Source organism: Paracoccus sphaerophysae, assembly GCF_000763805.1.
Lineage (GTDB): Bacteria > Pseudomonadota > Alphaproteobacteria > Rhodobacterales > Rhodobacteraceae > Paracoccus > Paracoccus sphaerophysae.
This window is the reverse complement of the sequence record NZ_JRKS01000015.1, coordinates 37,577-56,675: the sequence shown is the minus strand read 5'-3', so window position 1 is coordinate 56,675 and position 19,099 is coordinate 37,577. Positions and strand designations below refer to the sequence as shown.

Below are 19,099 nucleotides of genomic sequence, written 5' to 3'. Positions count from 1 at the left end.
GATCCACATCCGCATTGCTCTCATGAACCGCTTCTCCGCCCTCGGCACCGCCGAGATCGTTCGCGTCAGCTGAGTTCAGCGGGGAAAGGGGCAGCTCACGCCGCTAGCTGAGTTGCGCAACAACGCCCATCATCGGTGTCGATCTGGCTGGTCTTGCCCCGTCACCGGACACTAAGGCAGTTGCGTTTTGAGCTGCGATGAACTCTCGGGGCGAGCGCATTTCGGGGTCTCGGTCATGCCAGCGAATGGCGGCCGCTGACCTCACGTTCAACAATTCCTCCGGCGCCGGCATCGGGAGGATGGCGTTGGCGATAGTCTGCTGTGGTCGAAGAAAGTTTATCAAAATCAATTATTTCGATATCTTAAGCGGAGAAGGTTGTCTTTCAGGCCCATCCCCTCCGCCATTCCACAGTTTTTCGTGCGGTCAGTGCTCAGCTAGCGGGCCCCCTCGGGCGATTTCGGGCACATTCCGATCCACGGCCTGTCATTGCGCGGGCGCAACGGGGTCTGCGATCTCCGATCTGGCCCCAGGGGCGACTCGCCGGGCGCCCGTGGGGCCTCGCCAGTGAGCTCAGGCGGCCCTTGCCGACCCAGCTTTCAGCGACGCCCGGCCGCTAACGGCCGCGTCGGGTCGTCGACACACGGCGTGCCTGTCCGGCGGCCACAGCCTTCGGCGCAGGCTGAGCCCCCTTCCCCGCTCACCCCGCCTTGGCGGCGGCACTCTCCGGCAGTTCCTCGTCGAACAGGCGCTGATAGAACTCGGCGACCGTCTGGCGCTCCAGCTCGTCGCACTTGTTCAGGAAGGTCAGCCGGAAGGCGTAGCCCACGTTGTCGAAGATGCGCGCGTTCTGCGCCCACGAGATCACCGTGCGGGGCGACATGACGGTGGACAGGTCGCCCTGCATGAAGGCGGTCCGGGTCAGGTCCGCCAGCGTCACCATCTGCGCCACCGTCCGGCGGCCCTTTTCGGAGTTCATCTGCGGCACCTTGGCCAGCACGATGGCGGTTTCCGCGTCATGGGACAGATAGTTCAGCGTCGCCACCAGCGACCAGCGGTCCATCTGGCCCTGGTTGATCTGCTGGGTGCCGTGGTAAAGCCCGGTGGTGTCGCCAAGCCCCACCGTGTTCGCGGTCGCGAACAGCCGGAAATAGGGGTTCGGGGTGATCACCTCGTTCTGGTCCAGAAGCGTCAGCTTGCCGTCGGCCTCCAGCACCCGCTGGATCACGAACATCACGTCGGCCCGGCCGGCGTCATATTCGTCGAACACGATGGCGGTCGGATTGCGCAGCGCCCAGGGCAGGACGCCCTCGTGGAACACGGTTACCTGCTTGCCGTCCACCAGCTTGATCGCGTCCTTGCCGATCAGGTCGATGCGGCTGACATGGCTGTCGAGGTTGACGCGCACGCACGGCCAGTTCAGTCGCGCCGCCACCTGCTCGATATGGGTGGACTTGCCGGTGCCGTGATAGCCCTGGATCATCACCCGTCGGTTGTAGGCAAAGCCCGCAAGGATCGCCAAGGTCGTGTCGGGGTCGAACTTGTAGGTCGTGTCCAGGTCCGGCACCCGCTCGGTGCGCTCGGCAAATGCCTTGACCTTGATGTCGCTGTCGATGCCGAAGAGGTCGCGGACGTCGACGTCCTCGGTCGGTTTCGCGTTCATGTCCAGATCGGCCATTGCATCGTTCCCATTCGCTGACCACCGCGTGATGGAACATCGCGCGGCAAGGTGCAAGCGGCCCGCGTTTCGCCTTCCCGCATCGAACCGATTGACCGCCCGCGCGTTCGCAGGCATCGACGGAACGACTTGCGAAGGGACAGATACGATATGAGCGGATTGATCGCACTTCTCGATGACGTGGCCGGCATCGCCAAGGTTGCGGCGGCCTCGGTCGACGACGTCGCCGGCATGTCCATGAAGGCCGGCGCCAAGGCGGCCGGCGCGGTGATCGACGATGCGGCGGTCACGCCGAAATACGTCCATGGCTTCGACGCCAACCGCGAGGTGCCGATCGTCTGGAAGATCGCCAAGGGCTCGATCTTCAACAAGGTGGTGATCCTGCTGCCGATCGCGCTGATCCTGTCGCAGTTCGCGCCCTGGGCGATCACCCCGCTGCTGATGATCGGCGGTGCCTATCTGTGCTTCGAGGGGGCAGAGAAGGTCTGGCACGCGATCCATCCCGGCGAGGCGGCGCATGACAGCTATACCGGAGAGGCGGGCGATCCCACGCATCTGGAAGAGGAAAAGGTCGCCGGCGCGATCAAGACCGACTTCATCCTGTCAGCCGAGATCATGACCATCGCCCTCGCCACCATCCCCCCGGACCAGGGGATCGTCATGCGGGGAGTGGTGCTGTTCGCGGTCGCCGTGGCGATCACGGTCGCCGTCTATGGCGCGGTGGCGTTGATCGTGAAGGCGGACGATTACGGCCTGGCGCTGGCCCGCACGCGCAAGGGATTCCTGGGGTCGGCCGGTCGGCGCATCGTCAAGATCATGCCCGGGTTCATGAAAACGCTGACCATCATCGGGACCGCCGCGATGTTGTGGGTGGGCGGCAACATCGTCCTGCACGGGCTGGACGTGCTGGGGTTTTCGGCGCCCTATGACTGGATCCACCACGCCGCCGAGGTCGCAGCCCACGCGGTCCCGGCCGCGCCGGGCGTGGTCGCCTGGGCGGTCACCGCGTTCTTCGACGGGATCTTCGGGCTGGCGCTTGGCCTGCTGCTGATCCCGCTCGCCAAGGCCGTGTTCACCCCGTTGTGGAGCGCCGGCACCCGGATGCTGGGCCGCGCCTGACGCCTCAGCGCCCGGCGCGGATCGCCGAAAGCCCCCACAGCACGGTCAGCCCCGCCGAGGCGAGCGCGTTCCACGCGGCCATCGACAGCCCGAAGATCAACAGCGCCGGCTGATCGCAACGCACCACCTGCGACGACCGGATGCGGTTGACCAGGTCCGAGGCGCTGACCGCGCCGATATCGCCCAGACCCCCGGAACAGGCCGCGGGCCCGGGCCACCAGTGCAGCTCGACCCCGGCGTGGTACAGCGCGATCGCCGCCGCCGCCGCGGCAGCGAGCATCCCCAGCAGCGCCCAGCCCCGGCGGAAGCCCGAAAACAGGATGATCGCCCCGACGATCACCGCGGCCAGATGCGGCCAGCGCTGCAGGATGCACAGTTCGCACGGCTTGTAGCCGGCGGCCTGGAACATCAGCGCCGCGATCAGCAGAACGGCCGACGTGGCGGCGGCGAGCAGCGCCAGGCGGCGGGCGGAAAGGGTCGCAATCATCGCATCGTCCTTTGGGTCGACAAGTCGTGGGCGTGGGTCGTGGGTGTGGGTGTCAATGCGGGCGCCAGGTGACGACGCGCCACAGATAGACCAGCACCACGGCGGCGACGACCAGCTTTGACAGCGGGTCGATCACATCCGCGACACGCGCATAATTCGCGCTGAGCAGCAGCCCCGCCCCGGTCAGCACCCCGGTCCACAGCGCGCTGCCCAGCAGCGTGAAGGCCAGGAACCGCGGCAGCGGCATCCGCGCGATGCCGGCGGGGACCGAGATCAGCGTCCGCACCGCCGGGATCATCCGCCCGATCAGCACCGCCATCCCGCCGCGCCGGTCGAACCACGCCTGCGCGGTATCCACGTCCGACGGCGACAGGGTCAGCAGCCGCCCGCGCCGCGCGGCCCAGCGCTTCAGCCGCTCAGGCCCGATCCAGGCCCCGATCACATACCAGAGAGAGGTGCCGAGAGCCGACCCCAGCGTGCCCGCGAGGATGGTCGGGGCCAGCGCCAGCCCCCCCTCGCCCACAAGGTAGCCGGCCAGCGGCATGATGACCTCGGACGGGATCGGGGGGAACAGGTTTTCCAGCAACATCAAGACAAAGACCCCGGGATAGCCCCAGCCGGAAATCACCGAAACCACCCAGTCGAACATCCGTCCATCCCGCCCTGCAGCCGCGCTGCGTCTCAATTCCCCGGCTTGCGGGAACCGTCAACCCCGCGTAACCGTTTCGCAGGCGGCCAAAATCCAAGCGCCAGCGCCTTGGCCAGACTTCATCGGAGGACGACATATGGAATGGCGGGGCCGTCGCGGCAGCAGCAACATCGAGGACCGGCGCGGCATGGGCACCTCCGGGGTCGGCGGGATCGGCCTGGTCGGCATGCTGATCGTGCTTGCCGTCGGGTATTTCTTCGGCGTGGACATCTCGCCGCTGGTCGGCGGGATGTCGCAGCAGGCGCCCTCGGCCTCGCAACAGCGCGAGCTGACCGCCGAGCAGAAAGAGCTGGGGCAGTTCGTCTCGGTCGTGCTGGCCGATACCGAGGAGATCTGGACCGACGTGCTGGCCCGGCAGGCCAACATGCAGTACCAGAAACCCAGCCTCGTGCTGTTCTCGGGCGCGGTGCAGTCGGCATGCGGCGGCGCGTCGGCGGCGATGGGGCCGTTCTACTGCCCCGGTGACCGCAAGGTCTATCTGGACACCGACTTCTTCAAGGTGATGCAGTCCAAGATGGGCGCCGGCGGCGATTTCGCCTATGCCTACGTGATCGCGCACGAGATCGGGCACCATGTGCAGAACCAGATCGGCGTCCTGTCCAAGGTGAACGAACTTCGCTCGCGCGTGGGCCAGGCGGATTCGAACCGGCTGTCGGTGCTGACCGAACTGCAGGCGGACTGCTTCGCCGGCATCTGGGCGCGCGCCGCATACGACAAGTTCGGGACGATCGAGCAGGGCGACATCGAGGAGGCCATCAACGCCGCCCGCGCTGTGGGCGACGACATCCTGATGGAGAAGGCCGGCCGCGCGCCGATGCCCGACGCCTTCACCCACGGCTCGGCCGAAGACCGGATGACGTGGCTGCGTCGCGGGCTGGAGTCGGGCGATCTGGCCCAGTGCAATTCGTTCCGCGAGGCCGGGCTGTAAGGCCCCTGCCCCTGGTCCCTTTATGAGCGCCGCGCAGGATTGCGCGGCACTTTTTCGTGGCGCAGAGGGGATCCCACCGCAGTCGTGCGACGAAAACCCTCGCTGACGGCCCGCCGCATTCGCCATCCTGTCGTTGAACCCACGGACGGTGGGTGATAGACCGCGGGGCAACGATATATTGAGGCAGAACCCGTGGCCGAGACCCCCTCCGATCCCAACGACGATGATCTGACCGACGCGACCGGGAACGACGCCACCGGGGGCGACGGCGGAGGCGACGGCGGGGGGGACGGCCCGGCCGCGGGCAGCGTGATGCCGCACGACGGCCCCACCATCGACATCGCCGAGGAGATGCGCTCCTCGTATCTCGACTACGCCATGTCGGTCATCGTGGCCCGCGCGATCCCCGACCTGCGCGACGGGCTGAAGCCGGTCCACCGCCGCATCCTGTTCGCGATGGACGAAACCGGCAACACCCATGACAAGCCCTATCGCAAGTCGGCCCGCCCGGTCGGCGACGTGATGGGGAAATATCACCCCCACGGCGACAGCGCGATCTATGACGCGCTGGTGCGGATGGCGCAGGATTTTTCCATGTCGCTGCCGCTGCTGGATGGGCAGGGCAACTTCGGTTCCATGGACGGCGATGCGCCGGCGGCGATGCGCTATACCGAGGTCCGCATGGCCAAGGCTGCCGACTGGCTGCTGATGGACATCGACAAGGACACGGTCGAGTTCCAGGACAACTATGACGGCAAGGACCGCGAACCGACCGTCCTGCCGGCGCGCTTTCCGAACATGCTGGTCAATGGCGCGGGCGGCATCGCCGTCGGCATGGCGACCAACATCCCGCCCCACAACCTCGGCGAGGTTGTGGACGCGACGCTCGCGCTGATCGAGAACCCGGACCTGCCGACCGAACGGCTGATGGAGATCGTCCCTGGCCCGGACTTTCCGACCGGCGGCATCATCCTCGGCCGTTCCGGCGTGCGGAAGGCCTATCTGGAAGGCCGCGGCTCGATCGTGGTGCGGGCCCGCACCCGGACCGAGACGATCCGGGCCGGGCGCGAGGCGATCATCCTCGACGACGTGCCCTACCAGGTGAACAAGGCCACGCTGATCGAACGCATCGCGGAACTCGCCAAGGACAAGAAGATCGAGGGCATCGCCCATGTCCAGGACGAATCCGACCGCCACGGCATCCGCGTCGTCATCGAACTGAAGCGCGACGCCACCGCCGAGGTTGTGCTGAACCAGCTGTTCCGCTTCACGCCTATGCAGTCGTCCTTTGGCGCCAACATGCTGGCCCTGAACGGCGGCCGCCCCGAACAGCTGACGCTGCGCGACTTCCTCACCCACTTCATCACCTTCCGCGAGGAAGTCGTCGCCCGCCGCACCGCCTTCGAGCTGCGCAAGGCACGCGAGCGCAGCCATATCCTGTGCGGTCTGGCCGTCGCGGTCTCCAACGTCGACGAGGTGGTGGCGACGATCCGCGCCTCGGCCGACGCCGCCGAAGCACGCGAGCGGCTGATGGGACGGCGCTGGCCGGCGCATGAGATCGTCGAATATCTCAAGCTGATCGACGACCCGCTGCACCCCGTCAACGACGACGGCACCTACAACCTGTCCGAGGCGCAGGCCCGCGCCATCCTGGAACTGCGCCTTCAGCGCCTGACCCAGCTGGGCGTGCAGGAGGTCACCGACGAGCTGCGGGTGCTGGCTGACAGCATCCGCGACTATCTGGCGATCCTCGCCTCGCGCGAGCGGATCATGGGCATCATCTCGGCCGAGCTGACCGAGGCGAAGGAACTGTTCGCCGTCCCCCGCCGCACCGAGATCGTGGACTGGGCGGGCGATCTGGACGACGAGGACCTGATTGAGCGCGAGGACATGGTCGTCACCATCACCTCGGGCGGCTACATCAAGCGCACCGCGCTGACCGAATTCCGCAGCCAGCGGCGCGGCGGCAAGGGGCTCGCCTCGATGGCGACCAAGGAAGACGACGTGGTGACGACCCTGTTCGTCGCCAACACCCACACCGAACTGCTGTTCTTCACGACCGACGGGATGGTCTATCGGCTCAAGACCTGGCGGCTGCCGCTGGGCGGGCGCACGGCGCGCGGCAAGGCGCTGGTGAACATCCTGCCGATCGACGGCGGCACCTCGATCGCGGCGCTGATGCCGGTTGACGTTCCCGAGGATGAATGGGACGGGCTGCAGGTGGTCTTTGCCACCTCGGACGGCGACGTGCGCCGCAACGCGCTGTCGGATTTCACCAACGTCATGCGCAACGGCAAGATCGCCATGAAGCTGCCCGAGGGCGTCAGCCTGGTGGACGCGCGCATCGCCGACGAAGACGACGACGTGATGCTGGTCACCGCGCAGGGCCGGGCGATCCGGTTCCCGACCACCGACGTGCGGATCTTCAAGGGCCGCGATTCCACGGGGGTGCGGGGCATCCGGCTGGCCAAGGGGGACCGGGTCGTGTCGATGTCGATCATCCGCCATTTCGAGGCCACGCCCGAGGAACGCGCGGCCTACATCAAGATGCGCCGCGCCGTCGAGGGCGCGCTGGACGACGGCGCCGAGCCGGACGAGGACGAGGTGGTGGCCGAGGCCGCCCTGTCGCAGGACCGCTATGCCGGCATGTCGGCGCATGAGGACCTGATCCTCACCGTCACCGCGCGGGGCGCCGGCAAGCTGTCGTCCTCGCACGACTATCCGGTGCGCGGCCGCGGCGGCCAGGGCGTCATGGCGATGGACAAGGCGATGCGCGGCGGCCCGCTGGTTGCGAGCTTCCCGGTGTCCCTGGACGACCAGATCATGCTGGCGACCTCAACCGGGCAGTCGATCCGGGTGCCGGTGAACGGAATCAGCTTCCGGTCCCGCTCGGCCGGGGGCGTGCGCGTCCTGAACACCGCCGAGGGGGAAGAGGTCGTCTCCGTCGCCCGCGTCGCCGATCAGGGCGACGAGGGCCAGGGGGATGAAGGACCCGCGGACGGCCCTGTCGGCGGCGGGGCGGCCGACGATGCCGCCGGGTCCAGCGACAGCTGACCGGGACCGCGGGCGCGGGGGCCGTCCGGGCCCCCTGCCCGCTACCGCTCGCCGCCCCCGTCCCCATCGCTGCCGCCAGAGGCTCCTTCCAGCCCCGATGACGTGGCCATGCTGATCCGCGGATCCTGATCCTCGTCACCCGTGGGTTGCACGGGCGCCGGCTGGCCCTGGCCGGGCTTCGCCGCTGCGGCGGCGGACGCGGCAGGGGGGGCTTTCGGCCGCCCCGGCACCGGCGCCGACAGATCGCCCGCATTGACGATCCGCACCTCGCGATGGGCGAAGGGAATCTCGATTCCCTCGGCGGCGAACTGCTCGATGATCTGGTGGCGGATCTCGCTCTGGACCGAGACGCCCTGGTTGATGTCGGACAGGATCGCCCGGATCTCGAAATCCAGGCTGTCGGCGCCGAAGCCCATGAACAGGATCGTTGGCGGCGGGTTGATGAGGACGGTCGGCTGGTCCTCGGCGATCCGGCGCAGGATCTCGGTCACCTTGCGGGTATCGCTGCCATAGGCGACGCCGACCTTGACGATGATCCGGCCCTGCTGGTTGCCGCGGGTCCAGTTGGTGACCTCCTTGGAAATCAGGTCCGAGTTCGGGACGATCACGTCGGTCCGGTCGAAGGTCTGGATCTGGGTCGAGCGCACCGAGATGCGCTTGACGTAGCCCTGCGCGGTCCCGACCTGGATCCAGTCGCCCACCGCCACGGGCCGCTCGACCAGCAGGATGATCCCCGACACGAAGTTCGACACGATGTTCTGCAGGCCGAAACCGATGCCCACCGACAGGGCGCCAGCGACGATGGCCAAGCTCGACAGGTCGATGCCGGCTGAAGTGATGGCCAGCAGCGCCGAAAGGAAGATGCCGACATAGCCCAGCCCCGACACGGCGGCATTCTTGGCCCCCGCGTCCAGCCGTGTCCGGGGCAGGATCGAGGTGCGCACCGTCCCCTGCACCACTCGGGTCACCATGTAGCCCAGCGTGAACACAATGAGGAAGGTCAGCACCGCGCCCGGCGACAGCCGCACGCCGCCCAGCGAGACGCCCTGGCGCAGCTGCGTCCAGCCCTCGCGCAGGTCGGCGGGGCTTGCCCCCCAGATCAGCGCCAGCACCGGCAGCGCCCCGATGACCAGCGCAAAGCCGATCAGCACCGGCGCCAGGGCATTGCGCGAGATGTTGCGGTCGCGCTTGACGACAGCCCACAGGTCGGTGGCGAATTCCTGCAGCACGATGACCAGCATCGCCAGGCCGATGGTCAGGACCGTCGACCACAGCGTCGCGTTCGCCAGGGTGACGAAGCCCGCCAGCGCCAGCAGCGGCGCGGCGATGGCGATGATCCGCGCGACCGCGCCCAGGCCCGCCATGACCTTGCCGGGATAGCCGGGCATGTCCGACCCCGACAGCTCGGGCCGGTGGCGCAGCACCAGCGCCAGCCGGAACAGCAGCAGCGCGCCCACGACGATGATCGGCAGGTGCCAGACCCCGGCCGCGGCCTCGCTCACGTCCAGCGGGATGCGGCTGCCGGCCGGCCCCTCGCGCCGGAACCCCGACAGCGGCAGCAGCGCCTGTGCCGCGATGTGGTGGACGGCATAGGCGGCGGTCAGCGCGGTGCCATAGAACTGCCCGCGCTGCCGCTGCAGCTCGGGATAGCAGATCGGCGGATCGCCGGTCAGCGGAAAGAACCGCCTGGACAGCCAGCGGCCGCCGAACAGGATCAGCGCCGCGACTGGCAGCACCATCAGGATCGGCCGCGCCCAGGCACCCGCCAGCCCGGTCGTGTCCAGCGCCCGGGTCAGCAGATAGGCGCCCGCCGTCGGGATCACGATCTGCCCCAGCGAGACCGCAAAGGCGACTGCGTCGCGCGCGTATTCGCTGGCCCGCGACCCCAGCCGCAAGGGCAGCGAATCGATCCAGCGCCGGCCAAAGATCAGCAGCCCCAGCGCCGCCGCCAGGTACAGCGCGATCAGCGGCAGCCGCCCGATCAGCGCCTGCCCCGCCGCGCCATAGGTCCGGTCGCGGACGTCGCCGATGATCCCGGTGACGACCTTGAGCCCCTCGGACGCCGCCGCCATCCAGCTGGAGGGAAGCATCGGCGAGGGGCTTTGCCGCAGGATCCGGTCGGCCTGGCGCACCCGGGTCTGATCGTCGACTGCCTTGATGAGGCTGTCGGCGCGGCTGTAGGCCTCGACCGCCCGCAGGCCCGGCGCCTGCAGCTGCGCCAGCTGGTCGTTCAGGTCCTTGCGGCGGGCGGCGATGTCGGCCGCCTCGCTGTCGCCTTCGGCCGGCGCCGGGCCAAGGGCCGCGATCTGGTCCTTGAGCGCCGCGATGCGCGGCGCGTTGATCGACTGCGCGGCGACGAACTGGTCGCGCCAGGCCACGATATCCGCCCGCAGCGCCTCGAGCGTCGGGGTCGAGGCGGTTCCTGCCTCAACGACATCCTCGCCTCGGCTGGCCGCCTGTTCCCAGCTGGCATAGTCGGGCTCGTCCTGCGCCAGCGCCGCGACCGGCACCGCCAGCGCGATCCAAAGCGCGGCCAGCGCGGCGACCAGCCGGGGGGCAAGCCGGAGGGCAAGCCGGGCGGCAAGGCCCGTCTGGCCGCGAAAGCGGGTATGCGCCCGGTCAGCGATCATCGTGCATCACTCCTCGGTCACGTCGGGCAGCGCGCTGTCGCGCGGTTCCAGCCAGTGCGGCACGGGCAGCCCCTTCTCGCGCAGGAAGGCCGGGTTCCACAGCTTGGTCTGGTAGCGCGTGCCATAGTCGCACAGCACCGTGACGATGGTGTTGCCCGGCCCCATCTCGCGCGCCATGCGGATCGCGCCGGCGACGTTGATCCCGGACGACCCGCCAAGGCACAGCCCCTCATGTTCCAGCAGGTCATACAGGATCGGCAGCGCCTCGCCGTCCGGCACCCGGCAGGCGAAATCGGGCGTGAAGCCCTCGAGGTTGGCGGTCACCCGCCCCTGCCCGATCCCTTCGGTGATGGAATTGCCCGGCGCGCTCAGCTCGCCGTCGGTGTACCAGGAAAACAGCGCCGAGCCCTCGGGGTCCGCGATGCCGATCCTGACCCCCCTGGGCTGCAGCGCCATGCCCACGCCCGCCAGCGTCCCGCCCGAGCCCACCGCGCAGATGAAGCCGTCCACCCGGCCGCCGGTCTGGTCCCAGATCTCGGGCCCGGTGGTTTCCAGATGCGCCTGCCGGTTGGCGACGTTGTCGAACTGGTTGGCCCAGATCGCGCCCTCGGGCAGGGTGCGGGCCAGCGCCTCGGCCAGCCGGCCCGAATAGCGGACGTAGTTGTTCGGGTTCTTGTAGGGGGCGGCCGGGACCTCGACCAGCTCGGCGCCAGCCAGACGCAGCATGTCCTTCTTTTCCTGGCTCTGGGTTTCCGGGATCACGATGACCGAGCGGAACCCCATCGAGGCCCCGACCAGCGCCAGTCCGATCCCGGTATTGCCGGCCGTGCCCTCGACGATGGTGCCGCCGGGGCGCAGCTCGCCGCGGGCCACGGCGTCCTTGACGATATACAGCGCCGCCCGGTCCTTGACCGACTGGCCGGGGTTCATGAACTCGGCCTTGCCCCAGATCTCGCAGCCCGTCGCCTCCGAGGCGCGGTTCAGCCGGATGAGCGGCGTGCGGCCGATGGCGGCCGCCAGATCGGGAGCGTTGCGCATGGTGTCGGGCCTCTCGCTGTTTGGGCCGTTAAACCAGCGTCGGACCAGCGCGGCAACCCGTCGCCGCCCGATCGCCGGCCCCCGACACGGAATCGTTGGCGCTCGTCAGCGCGGCGGATCAGCGGCCTTGAGGCGGTCGGCCATCCGGTCCAGCCACAGCGCGAGGATCAAGAGCGGCCCGTTCACGATCCGCCCGTCCAGCGCCATCCGGGTCAGCTCGGCGCGGTCGACCAGGTGGCCGCGGATGTCCTCGCCCTCGGCGTCTAGGCCCGACACCGTCGCCGCATCGTCCGGCAGGTCGGCCACGCCCACGAAGCCATAGATGAACTCGGCGATGATCCCCGGCGAGGGGTAATGGCCGGGCACCGGGAACAGCGCGCCGAGCGTGACCCCGGCCTCTTCCATCGCCTCGCGGCGGGCGGTGGATTGCGGCGTCTCGCCCGGGTCGATGCGGCCGGCGACGGGTTCGTAAAGCCAGGGCTGGGCGTCGCCCCGCGCCACCGGCCCCGCGCGCAGTTGATCGACCAGCAGCACCCGGTCCCGCACCGGGTCCCAGGGCAGCACGACGACGGCGTCGCCCGAGACGAAGACCGCGCGCAGCAGCGGATCGGACCAGCCGCCCAGGTGCAGGCGGTGCCGCAGCAGCAGCTCCTCGACGGCGAAATAGCGGGCATAGGGGGTAGCGCGGGCCTCGATCCGCACCCGGTCCACTTCGGCGGGTCCGGGGGCGTCGGGGGCACCCCGCTCGGCCTGCGCGCGCAGGCGCGAGGCGGTGCGCCAGGCGATCATCGGCAGCCGGGCGCGCAGGTTCTCGGGCGTCTGGTCGGCGGGCTGGGCCAGCAGGTCCGCGGCGATCTCGGCCGCGAGCCGGGGGTCTGCTTCCCCGGTGGCGTCATCCCCCGTGTCACCGACGCCCAGCACCGGCGTATCACCGTGCAGCGCGGGCGCCAGCCCCATGATCGCCGCATATCGCGCCAGGTCCGGGGTGCTGTCGATCGGCACGGCGGTGACATGCCCGGCCGCGTTGCGGTCCCAGCGCGGCCAACTGTCCGCCGCGAGCCCCGCCGACGGCGCGGCCGACAACCGCCCCGGCAGCGCCACGGGTTCGCCCCGCGGCTTCAGCCCCAGGGCGGCGAGCACCGCCGGATCGGCGAGGATGCCCGCCAGCAGCACCCGCCCGCTCACAGCCGGGACCCCTTGCTGCGGTGCGCCGAGGCGCGGCCGAGGTCGCGGGCGATGGGCACCAGCACCTCGGTCGCCGCCCCGTCCACGATCCGGTTCAGCCGCTGCCCGCCGGGCGTCGCCGTCTCGGCGATCAGGCGGTCCAGCTCGGGCCCGTCCAGCGGCCCGGTGGACAGGAAGATCAGCGCCTCGATCCAGGCCGCCTGCTCGGCGCGGATCTCGGGTTCCATGTCCCAAACATCGGCCGTCAGCAGGTCCGGCGGCAGGTCGGCGCCGTCCGCGATCCCCTCCATCACCGCCAGCGCGACGTTCATCGACGCGGCGACCGCCGGTTCGACCAGATCCGCCGCCGCGATCAGCTGCCGGACCTCCTCGACGCGCGGGAGCTCGCGGCCCGCCGCCGCGGCGAATTCCGCCCGCGCCGCGGCATCGGCGGCCGGATCGGCCATCGCCGCGCGCGCCGCGAATTCCAGCGCGAGCACCCGCCGCCCGAGATCGGATTCCCAGAAGACCAGCGACGGTTCGATCGCGGCCCGCGCCGCGGGATCGAGCGTCTCCAGCGCGCGGCCGACCTCGGCGCGCAGCCCGGCGCGGACGCGGCCGACCGGCGCGACCTGGCCGGCGATCGTCCGCCACCCGGCATCCGCCCCTTGCCCCGGAGCCGCCACGGGTGGCGGCCCCAGCGGATCGCCCGCCGTCACGATCTCGGCCGCCAGTGCTTCGGCCAGCTGGTCGAGCCCCAGCGCCGCCACCACCCGCTCGGCCGTCACCTCGGCCGTGACCTGCGGGGCGGTTCCGGGCATCGGCGCAGGCACGCCCTGACCCGCTGCCGGCGACAGCCCCAGAGAGAGGAGACCGAGCAGGAGGACCGGAAGCCACAGCCCCCGAGAGCCCCCGGCCGCGCGCCGTCGGGGTCGTGCTGGTGTCATGGACGTAGGCTCCCCGGGCGATGGCTGTTGGCGCACGGATTTTTCAGCGAAAGCCCTTGCGCTTCAACCCCCACCCCTCTAAATCCCCCGCTCACCACCCAGAAGCGCGGAGAGGTGCCGGAGTGGTCGAACGGGGCGGTCTCGAAAACCGTTGAGCCTGCAAGGGTTCCGTGGGTTCGAATCCCACCCTCTCCGCCACTTGCCTTCGCGAAAGCGTTCTCCCGATCCGGCTGCGGCCGAAATTTTCCGTTGTTTTCGAGGGTTATGCGGGTGGGGCTGTCAACCGGCCCAAGTGTCAGCAGAACCGAAGGTTGTCTCTCAGAGCAGTTATTCTCTGGACCCGTCAACCATCCCCCTATGGTTCAGCGCAATAACACTATGATTTTGTTCGTACAATTTTCTCCTTCCGCGGCAACCGTTCGCAAGTTGCATCCGCATGCGAAAGGAACCGTGATCCAACCCCGCTTCATCCATTCGCCTTATGCTCGCCTTGGGGCAACGTGCCCTCAGCTTCCCAATCTGCGTAGCATCGCCCATCGGCTAACTTCCACAGTATGCGTCCGTTCGCGCTGGCTCCGATGACCGTTGCTGCTGCTGCAGACGCTGAAGTGAAACTGTAGTCGCTGGCGAAGACTAACGTGCTGGCGTCTGCGCGAAGGACGCCCGATTCCAGAAGCGTCTCCCGAAGCGCGAGAGTGCCCTTGGGGATAGTGGGCGTAGTACGAGCGCGGGCCTTGGAACCTGCCTTCACGACAAAATCGCCCGATCGAGAGATCATCATTTCCGCGGAGAAGCCTTCCCCCCTGAAGAAGAAAACCGGGCTCGGATCGCCCGCGGTAGTAGTCAGTTGCTCCAGCGGTTCAGCGGCCCTGCCGCGCATCTCGCGGAACAGATCCCATCCAAGAGCACCGACAAGCGTCTTGGTCTGGTCGACGAACTCCTCCATCGCCGCCCTATCGGGCAGATGCCGAAGGAAAACGTACACCCGGCGCTTTGCGGATCACCAAGTCGGCATAAAAGGCCAGCACGTCAGCTTCGGGCGCAGGCTTTGCCGCAGACGCCGAGGCAGCAGGCTTAGGCGACCACGCCGACGCCTTCCCTTTTCTCTCACCAGCAATTTCCCTTGCGCGGCGACCGCCGCGCTTAGGTTCTTTGTGATGTGAAGGTTCAAGGGAGGAAGCAGCTTCCGGGGGGGGTCGCAACTCGCCCAGCAGCGCGAGGTTCACGCGATAGAGATTGGACGCTTGCGACCCGTTGGCACGATGCCGCCGCTCAATCTCAATCCAGCCGTCAGAGACGAGCCGGGCAAGGATCGAACGAACCGCGCGCGGCGTCACCCGCGCCGCTTGAGCCAGCGACCGCAGCGACGGCCACGCTTCACCGGACACCTTGTCGGCGCTATCGCAAATAGCGATCAGCACCAGGGCATCCGTAGGAGACGCCGGGCCGCGCTCAAGCGCCGCGACGATCAGATTAAGCGCCATTGCCGCCCACATTTTTCAGAGGGAGCCGACCTTGGCTTTTCTTTTCCAGATACTCACGCATGAGCGACCGCAGCACTTGGGAAGCTGGCCGGTCATCAGCGCGGCACAGATCAACGAACGCCTTGCGCAATTCGGGTTCGCAAACGAACGTCATGGACACGGTTTTTTCCGCCATAGCGGGATCCTTTCACAGAGTAAGCGGCACCGTGCCGCCCTAAGCGACCGTAAGCACTCTTGCCGCATTGTGCAATAGGTTTTGTTGAATGATGGACGAACACACCGACACCCCGGAGCATATCGTTGAGGCGATGCAGCGCGCATTGCTGGCCCGCTACGAGGCCGAGAACCGCGCTTGCAGCACCCACGAGCGAGCGACCCGCAGCGCCGCCACAGCGCCGCCACAGCGTCACCGGCAGCACCGCCTAGGCCACGACCTGCAAGCAGGTCGCAGCCTTCCGCCCCCGGCCCCAAGAGGCCGGGGACAGACCGGCTAGAGCAGCACCGCCGCAACTTCGGCCTTCGGCCTGCGCGCCTTCGGCTTGCACCAGGACGGCGGATCGCTGCACCGGCACGGCCGGGCAGGCGATGCCGCCTTGACGCGCTCGGCCTCCGGGTCCTTCTGGGTGAACACGTTGCGGAACAGCTTGACCTCGGGTGTGCGCCAGCGGGACTCGCGCTTCTTCAACAGCTTCTCAATGCTCCCCCAGACCTTGTTCCAGTCCAGTTCCGGCTCGCGCCCCAGCGCCTGGTCGATCGCTTGGATGTCGTCGAGCAGATGCGGTGCCGCGTCGAGGAAGCGGGCCTTCTCCTCGACCGTCATCTGGTAGCGCAACCGTCGAGGCCACTGGCGGCTGAAGACCGACTGACCGTTCTGTTTCAGAGCCACAAGGTCGGACCCTCGTCCGAATTATCGCGGGGGACGGTCCGATATTTTGACGACGATTGAGGTGCTCCAAGCAATAGAGGAGCACTTCCATGCCGACTCCCTTCCCCTCGCGCCAGGCAGCCCCGACGAGCTGGGCCGGGCGCGTCAACTGGATCGCGGCCACGGTGCTGCGCAACGTCGAGCGCGACATGATCCGCATGCGCCGGCGCGACTTGGCGCGCGAACATCTCGCCAGCAGCGCCGATCCCGACGAGGTGGCGGACAGCGGTGACAGCGGCATCGGCGCGGCCGGGTACGCACGGCTGAACGGCGCCGTGCGGAAGCTGCTCGGCGACGACGCCCTGCTGGTGATCCGCGTGGCGATCGAGGGCTTCTCCCAGGCCGAGATCGCCGTCGAACTGGGCCTGACCGAGGCCGCCGCCCGCAAGCGGTACCAGCGCGCCATGCGCCGGCTGCACGACGCCCTCGAGGAAATCCCCTGAACGGATGTCCCGATCCGGTCCCGCCGGTGGCTTTTCCCATTCGAGCGCCCCGAGCGCCTTCCCTCCAACCGAAAGCAGACACGCATGAACCGCACTGCCGATCTGTCGCTCGAGGATTTCAGGCGTCTCCCGGGGCTCTATCGCCGCTGGGAGCTGACCGAGGTCTGCGAGCCCAACCGCAACTATCAGATCGAGGACGCCGGCGCCCATGCCGACGGGACGCCGCTGCTGGCGATCTACGTCGCCGAGCCCGCGCCCGACGTCCGCGAGGCCGCGTGATGCGCCTCCTCGATCACATCATCCCACGGAGAAACGCCATGCCGGACCAACCGAACGACATCAACCGTCTTCGCAAAGCGAGCTACGCGCTCGAAGACCTCCCCGAAACCATCGCCTTCCCGCAGCGCGCCGGTGACGAGCCGCGCGAGCCGCTGCCAGTCGTCGAGGCGACCGTCGACGAGATCGCCTTCGCGATCGTGGAGGCGGAGCGCGAGAGCACGGCCGCCTACCGCCGCGCCGACGCGCTGAAGCGCCTCTACAAGCTCGCCCGCGAGGCCGGATGCATCGGCGCAGATCGCGCCGCCGCGTCGGTGATGAAGAAGGAGGGCCAGTGATGGCCCTTCCCATCATCGGCGCCGACGAACGGCTCGCGCAGCGCAAGGGAATCAAGGGCGTCATCTTCGGCCGGTCCGGCATCGGCAAGACCAGCCTGCTCTGGACGCTGAATGCCTCGACCACGCTCTTCCTCGACCTCGAGGCCGGGGATCTGGCGGTCGAGGGGCTGGAGATCGACACGCTCCGACCCCGCACCTGGAAGGAATGCCGCGACTTCGCGGTGTTCATCGGCGGGCCGAACCCGGCGCTGCGCGAGGACCAGCCCTACAGCCAGGCTCATTTCGACGAGGTCTGCGGCCGCTACACCCCGGCTGTATGGTTGACCGTATAATCGCCATCGCGCGGCACCTTCTCGAACCACGCGCGAAATCCCGCGGCGGCGCGTTCGACCTCGGCCAGCGGGCCCGTCAGGCCGGTGATGCGCGGATCGAAATTCGCGAGGTAGTCGGACAGGACCGCCGGCGTGTCGCGTTCAGGGTCCACCGAGATCAGGGTGACGTTCAGGCGGTCAGCCTCGGGACCGAGATCCTCGAGCCAGCCCGAGATGTCGCTGAGCGTGGTCGGACAGACGTCGGGACAGAAGGTAAAGCCGAAGAAGATCATGGTCGGGCGCCCGATCCAGTCGGACGGCCGGACGGTTGCGCCGCGCTGGTCGGTCAGCGTGAAGTCCATTTCGGCGATCGGCAAAGGCAGACGTGGGTCTGTGGCAGGCGCGGTGCCGCGGCTGCGCCATGCCCCGAGGCCGAGCGTGAAAGCCAGCGCCCCCGCCACCCCGCCGAGGCCGAGGATCACTGCCCTGCGTGTTCGCAATCCGGCCCCTCCGCACGCATGGACAGGACCTCGACCGGCACCGTCACCTCGCCCGCGTCGCGGAAGGTCAATGTCACAGGGAAGCCCTCGCCTTCCTTCAGGGTGGTGGTCAGGCCCATCAGCATTCCGTGATAGCCCCCGGGCGCCAGCGCCACCGTCTGTCCCGCCGGAACCGGAACCGACATGGCGTGCGGCATCGAGGCGACGCCGTCCATCACGACGGTTTCGTGCAGCATCGGCATTCCCGCGACGGGCGTCGCGATGCCGATCAGCGCGTCATCGACGCTGCCTGTGTTGGTGATCTCGACATAGAGCACGCCGGGGCGGTCGGCGCCGATCGTCGCGCGGGACCATGCGTGCTCGATCATCAGATTTCCGATGGTGAAGGTTTCGCAGGCCAGGGCCGGCAGGCCGACAAGGGACAGAAGGGCGGCAAGGATGGGGGTTCTCATGGAGCCTCACAGTCTGGAGCGAAGGTCATTCAGGATGTCACTGGCGGGCGTGCCGTAGGCGAACTGGCGCAGCCAGTCGCCATCGGGCCCGATCAGGTAGAGCGCCGGGCTGTGCGACATGGTGTAGCCATCCGGCGCGGCCGCGTCGTCCTGGCGTTCGAAGTAGATGTGGAAGCTCTCCGCGGCGGCGCGCGTCTGCACCTCGTCACCGGCGAGGCCCAGGATCGCCGGGTGGAAGGCGGATGTGTAGGCGGCAAGCCCCAGACGGCGGTCGCGGGCGGGATCGACGGAGATGAAGATCGGTTGCACCTTGTCGGCGTCCGGTCCGAGGTCATCCATGACCTGCGCGACTTCGGACAGCGTGGTGGGGCACACGTCCGGACAACTCGTGAAGCCGAAGAACACCAGAAGGTGCTTTCCCGCGAAGTCCGCCTCGGTGCGGATCCGGCCCTCGGCGTCGGGCAACGAGAACACCGGGCGAAACGCGGCCTCGGCCCGGGGCGGGGTTGCCGGATCGGCCACCAGAACCCAGGTTCCATAGGCCAGACAGGCCAGGCCCGCGGCTGCCCAAAGGGCTTTCTGGAATGTTGTCAGTCTCATGCGGTCCCTGTCTATGAT

Annotated in this window: 21 protein-coding genes and 1 tRNA gene; 8 read left to right on the top strand and 14 right to left on the bottom strand. The window is 68.5% G+C overall.

The window, feature by feature from the left end; genetic code table 11:
* Nucleotides 1-698: 698 nt before the first annotated feature.
* Nucleotides 699-1,676, bottom strand: coding sequence for a cobaltochelatase subunit CobS (gene cobS, locus IC63_RS06795; protein ID WP_036718293.1), 978 nt, complete (start codon nt 1,674-1,676; stop codon nt 699-701).
* A gap of 150 nt (nt 1,677-1,826) precedes the next feature.
* Here cobS and IC63_RS06790 point away from each other — a divergent pair, with 150 nt between their 5' ends.
* Nucleotides 1,827-2,795: a DUF808 domain-containing protein gene (locus IC63_RS06790; protein WP_036718291.1), complete on the top strand. Its 969-nt coding sequence runs from the start codon at nt 1,827-1,829 to the stop codon at nt 2,793-2,795.
* A 4-nt stretch (nt 2,796-2,799) separates the two neighbouring features.
* Here IC63_RS06790 and IC63_RS06785 read toward each other — a convergent pair whose 3' ends face one another.
* Both IC63_RS06785 and IC63_RS06780 read right to left on the bottom strand, forming a co-directional pair.
* Nucleotides 2,800-3,282, bottom strand: coding sequence for a disulfide bond formation protein B (locus IC63_RS06785; RefSeq protein ID WP_036718290.1), 483 nt, complete (start codon nt 3,280-3,282; stop codon nt 2,800-2,802).
* A gap of 52 nt (nt 3,283-3,334) precedes the next feature.
* Nucleotides 3,335-3,931 carry a DedA family protein gene (locus tag IC63_RS06780; RefSeq protein WP_036718287.1) on the bottom strand — a complete coding sequence of 199 codons (597 nt, stop codon included), beginning with the start codon at nt 3,929-3,931 and terminating at the stop codon, nt 3,335-3,337.
* Nucleotides 3,932-4,067: 136 nt separating this feature from the next.
* On the opposite strand from IC63_RS06780, the gene ypfJ reads away from it, so the two are divergent.
* Together ypfJ and gyrA are read left to right on the top strand one after the other, a co-directional pair.
* The gene (gene ypfJ / locus IC63_RS06775; RefSeq protein WP_036718284.1) at nt 4,068-4,919 is read left to right on the top strand and encodes a KPN_02809 family neutral zinc metallopeptidase; all 852 of its coding nucleotides are present in this window, start codon (nt 4,068-4,070) and stop codon (nt 4,917-4,919) included.
* Nucleotides 4,920-5,231: 312 nt separating this feature from the next.
* Complete coding sequence (gene gyrA / locus IC63_RS06770) at nt 5,232-7,973, top strand: DNA gyrase subunit A (protein WP_052041928.1); 2,742 nt, start codon at nt 5,232-5,234, stop codon at nt 7,971-7,973.
* A gap of 41 nt (nt 7,974-8,014) precedes the next feature.
* Here the strand turns inward: gyrA and IC63_RS06765 are convergent, their stop codons facing one another.
* From IC63_RS06765 to IC63_RS06750, 4 genes are all read right to left on the bottom strand, one after another.
* Complete coding sequence (locus IC63_RS06765; RefSeq protein ID WP_084115586.1) at nt 8,015-10,603, bottom strand: DUF3772 domain-containing protein; 2,589 nt, start codon at nt 10,601-10,603, stop codon at nt 8,015-8,017.
* A 6-nt stretch (nt 10,604-10,609) separates the two neighbouring features.
* On the bottom strand, nt 10,610-11,641 hold the full coding sequence (locus IC63_RS06760; RefSeq protein WP_036718282.1) for a cysteine synthase A: 1,032 nt from the start codon (nt 11,639-11,641) through the stop codon (nt 10,610-10,612).
* 105 nt (nt 11,642-11,746) lie between these two features.
* On the bottom strand, nt 11,747-12,826 hold the full coding sequence (locus tag IC63_RS06755) for an NUDIX domain-containing protein (protein ID WP_156965389.1): 1,080 nt from the start codon (nt 12,824-12,826) through the stop codon (nt 11,747-11,749).
* Nucleotides 12,823-13,626, bottom strand: a complete 804-nt coding sequence (locus tag IC63_RS06750) for a hypothetical protein (protein WP_036718279.1) — start codon at nt 13,624-13,626, stop codon at nt 12,823-12,825. Before IC63_RS06750 ends, IC63_RS06755 begins: the two co-directional genes overlap by 4 nt.
* 234 nt (nt 13,627-13,860) lie before the next feature.
* On the opposite strand from IC63_RS06750, the gene IC63_RS06745 reads away from it, so the two are divergent.
* A tRNA-Ser gene (locus IC63_RS06745) sits at nt 13,861-13,950 on the top strand.
* Between the two features lie 268 nt (nt 13,951-14,218).
* Here the strand turns inward: IC63_RS06745 and IC63_RS06740 are convergent.
* From IC63_RS06740 to IC63_RS18730, 4 genes are all read right to left on the bottom strand, one after another.
* On the bottom strand, nt 14,219-14,698 hold the full coding sequence (locus IC63_RS06740; protein WP_232222536.1) for a DUF4357 domain-containing protein: 480 nt from the start codon (nt 14,696-14,698) through the stop codon (nt 14,219-14,221).
* Between the two features lie 7 nt (nt 14,699-14,705).
* Nucleotides 14,706-15,236 carry a helix-turn-helix domain-containing protein gene (locus tag IC63_RS17390; protein WP_198026269.1) on the bottom strand — a complete coding sequence of 177 codons (531 nt, stop codon included), beginning with the start codon at nt 15,234-15,236 and terminating at the stop codon, nt 14,706-14,708.
* Nucleotides 15,226-15,411 carry a hypothetical protein gene (locus IC63_RS17385; RefSeq protein ID WP_084115582.1) on the bottom strand — a complete coding sequence of 62 codons (186 nt, stop codon included), beginning with the start codon at nt 15,409-15,411 and terminating at the stop codon, nt 15,226-15,228. The genes IC63_RS17390 and IC63_RS17385 overlap by 11 nt, the downstream gene beginning before the upstream one ends.
* Before the next feature lie 315 nt (nt 15,412-15,726).
* Nucleotides 15,727-16,122 carry a hypothetical protein gene (locus IC63_RS18730; protein ID WP_232222535.1) on the bottom strand — a complete coding sequence of 132 codons (396 nt, stop codon included), beginning with the start codon at nt 16,120-16,122 and terminating at the stop codon, nt 15,727-15,729.
* Nucleotides 16,123-16,211: 89 nt separating this feature from the next.
* Between IC63_RS18730 and IC63_RS06730 the strand changes: the two genes are divergently transcribed.
* The 4 genes from IC63_RS06730 (at nt 16,212) to IC63_RS06715 (ending at nt 17,550) form a co-directional block, all read left to right on the top strand.
* Nucleotides 16,212-16,604, top strand: a complete 393-nt coding sequence (locus IC63_RS06730; protein WP_232222534.1) for an RNA polymerase sigma factor — start codon at nt 16,212-16,214, stop codon at nt 16,602-16,604.
* An 84-nt stretch (nt 16,605-16,688) separates the two neighbouring features.
* Nucleotides 16,689-16,883: a hypothetical protein gene (locus tag IC63_RS06725; RefSeq protein WP_018303655.1), complete on the top strand. Its 195-nt coding sequence runs from the start codon at nt 16,689-16,691 to the stop codon at nt 16,881-16,883.
* Nucleotides 16,883-17,218: a hypothetical protein gene (locus IC63_RS06720; protein ID WP_156965388.1), complete on the top strand. Its 336-nt coding sequence runs from the start codon at nt 16,883-16,885 to the stop codon at nt 17,216-17,218. The genes IC63_RS06725 and IC63_RS06720 overlap by 1 nt, the downstream gene beginning before the upstream one ends.
* A complete protein-coding gene (locus IC63_RS06715) occupies nt 17,218-17,550 on the top strand; it encodes an AAA family ATPase (protein ID WP_036718317.1) in 333 nt (110 codons plus the stop codon). The genes IC63_RS06720 and IC63_RS06715 overlap by 1 nt, the downstream gene beginning before the upstream one ends.
* On the opposite strand, the gene IC63_RS06710 is transcribed toward IC63_RS06715, so the two are convergent.
* The 3 genes from IC63_RS06710 to IC63_RS06700 are packed head-to-tail and all read right to left on the bottom strand — an operon-like array spanning nt 17,520 to nt 19,081.
* Nucleotides 17,520-18,011, bottom strand: coding sequence for an SCO family protein (locus IC63_RS06710; protein WP_232222533.1), 492 nt, complete (start codon nt 18,009-18,011; stop codon nt 17,520-17,522). The two genes, IC63_RS06715 and IC63_RS06710, sit on opposite strands and share 31 nt — an antisense overlap.
* Nucleotides 18,008-18,481 carry a copper chaperone PCu(A)C gene (locus IC63_RS06705; protein WP_036718272.1) on the bottom strand — a complete coding sequence of 158 codons (474 nt, stop codon included), beginning with the start codon at nt 18,479-18,481 and terminating at the stop codon, nt 18,008-18,010. Before IC63_RS06705 ends, IC63_RS06710 begins: the two co-directional genes overlap by 4 nt.
* A 6-nt stretch (nt 18,482-18,487) precedes the next feature.
* Nucleotides 18,488-19,081 (bottom strand): SCO family protein, encoded by a 594-nt coding sequence (locus IC63_RS06700; protein WP_036718271.1) that lies wholly within the window; start codon nt 19,079-19,081, stop codon nt 18,488-18,490.
* Between the last annotated feature and the right edge of the window lie 18 nt (nt 19,082-19,099).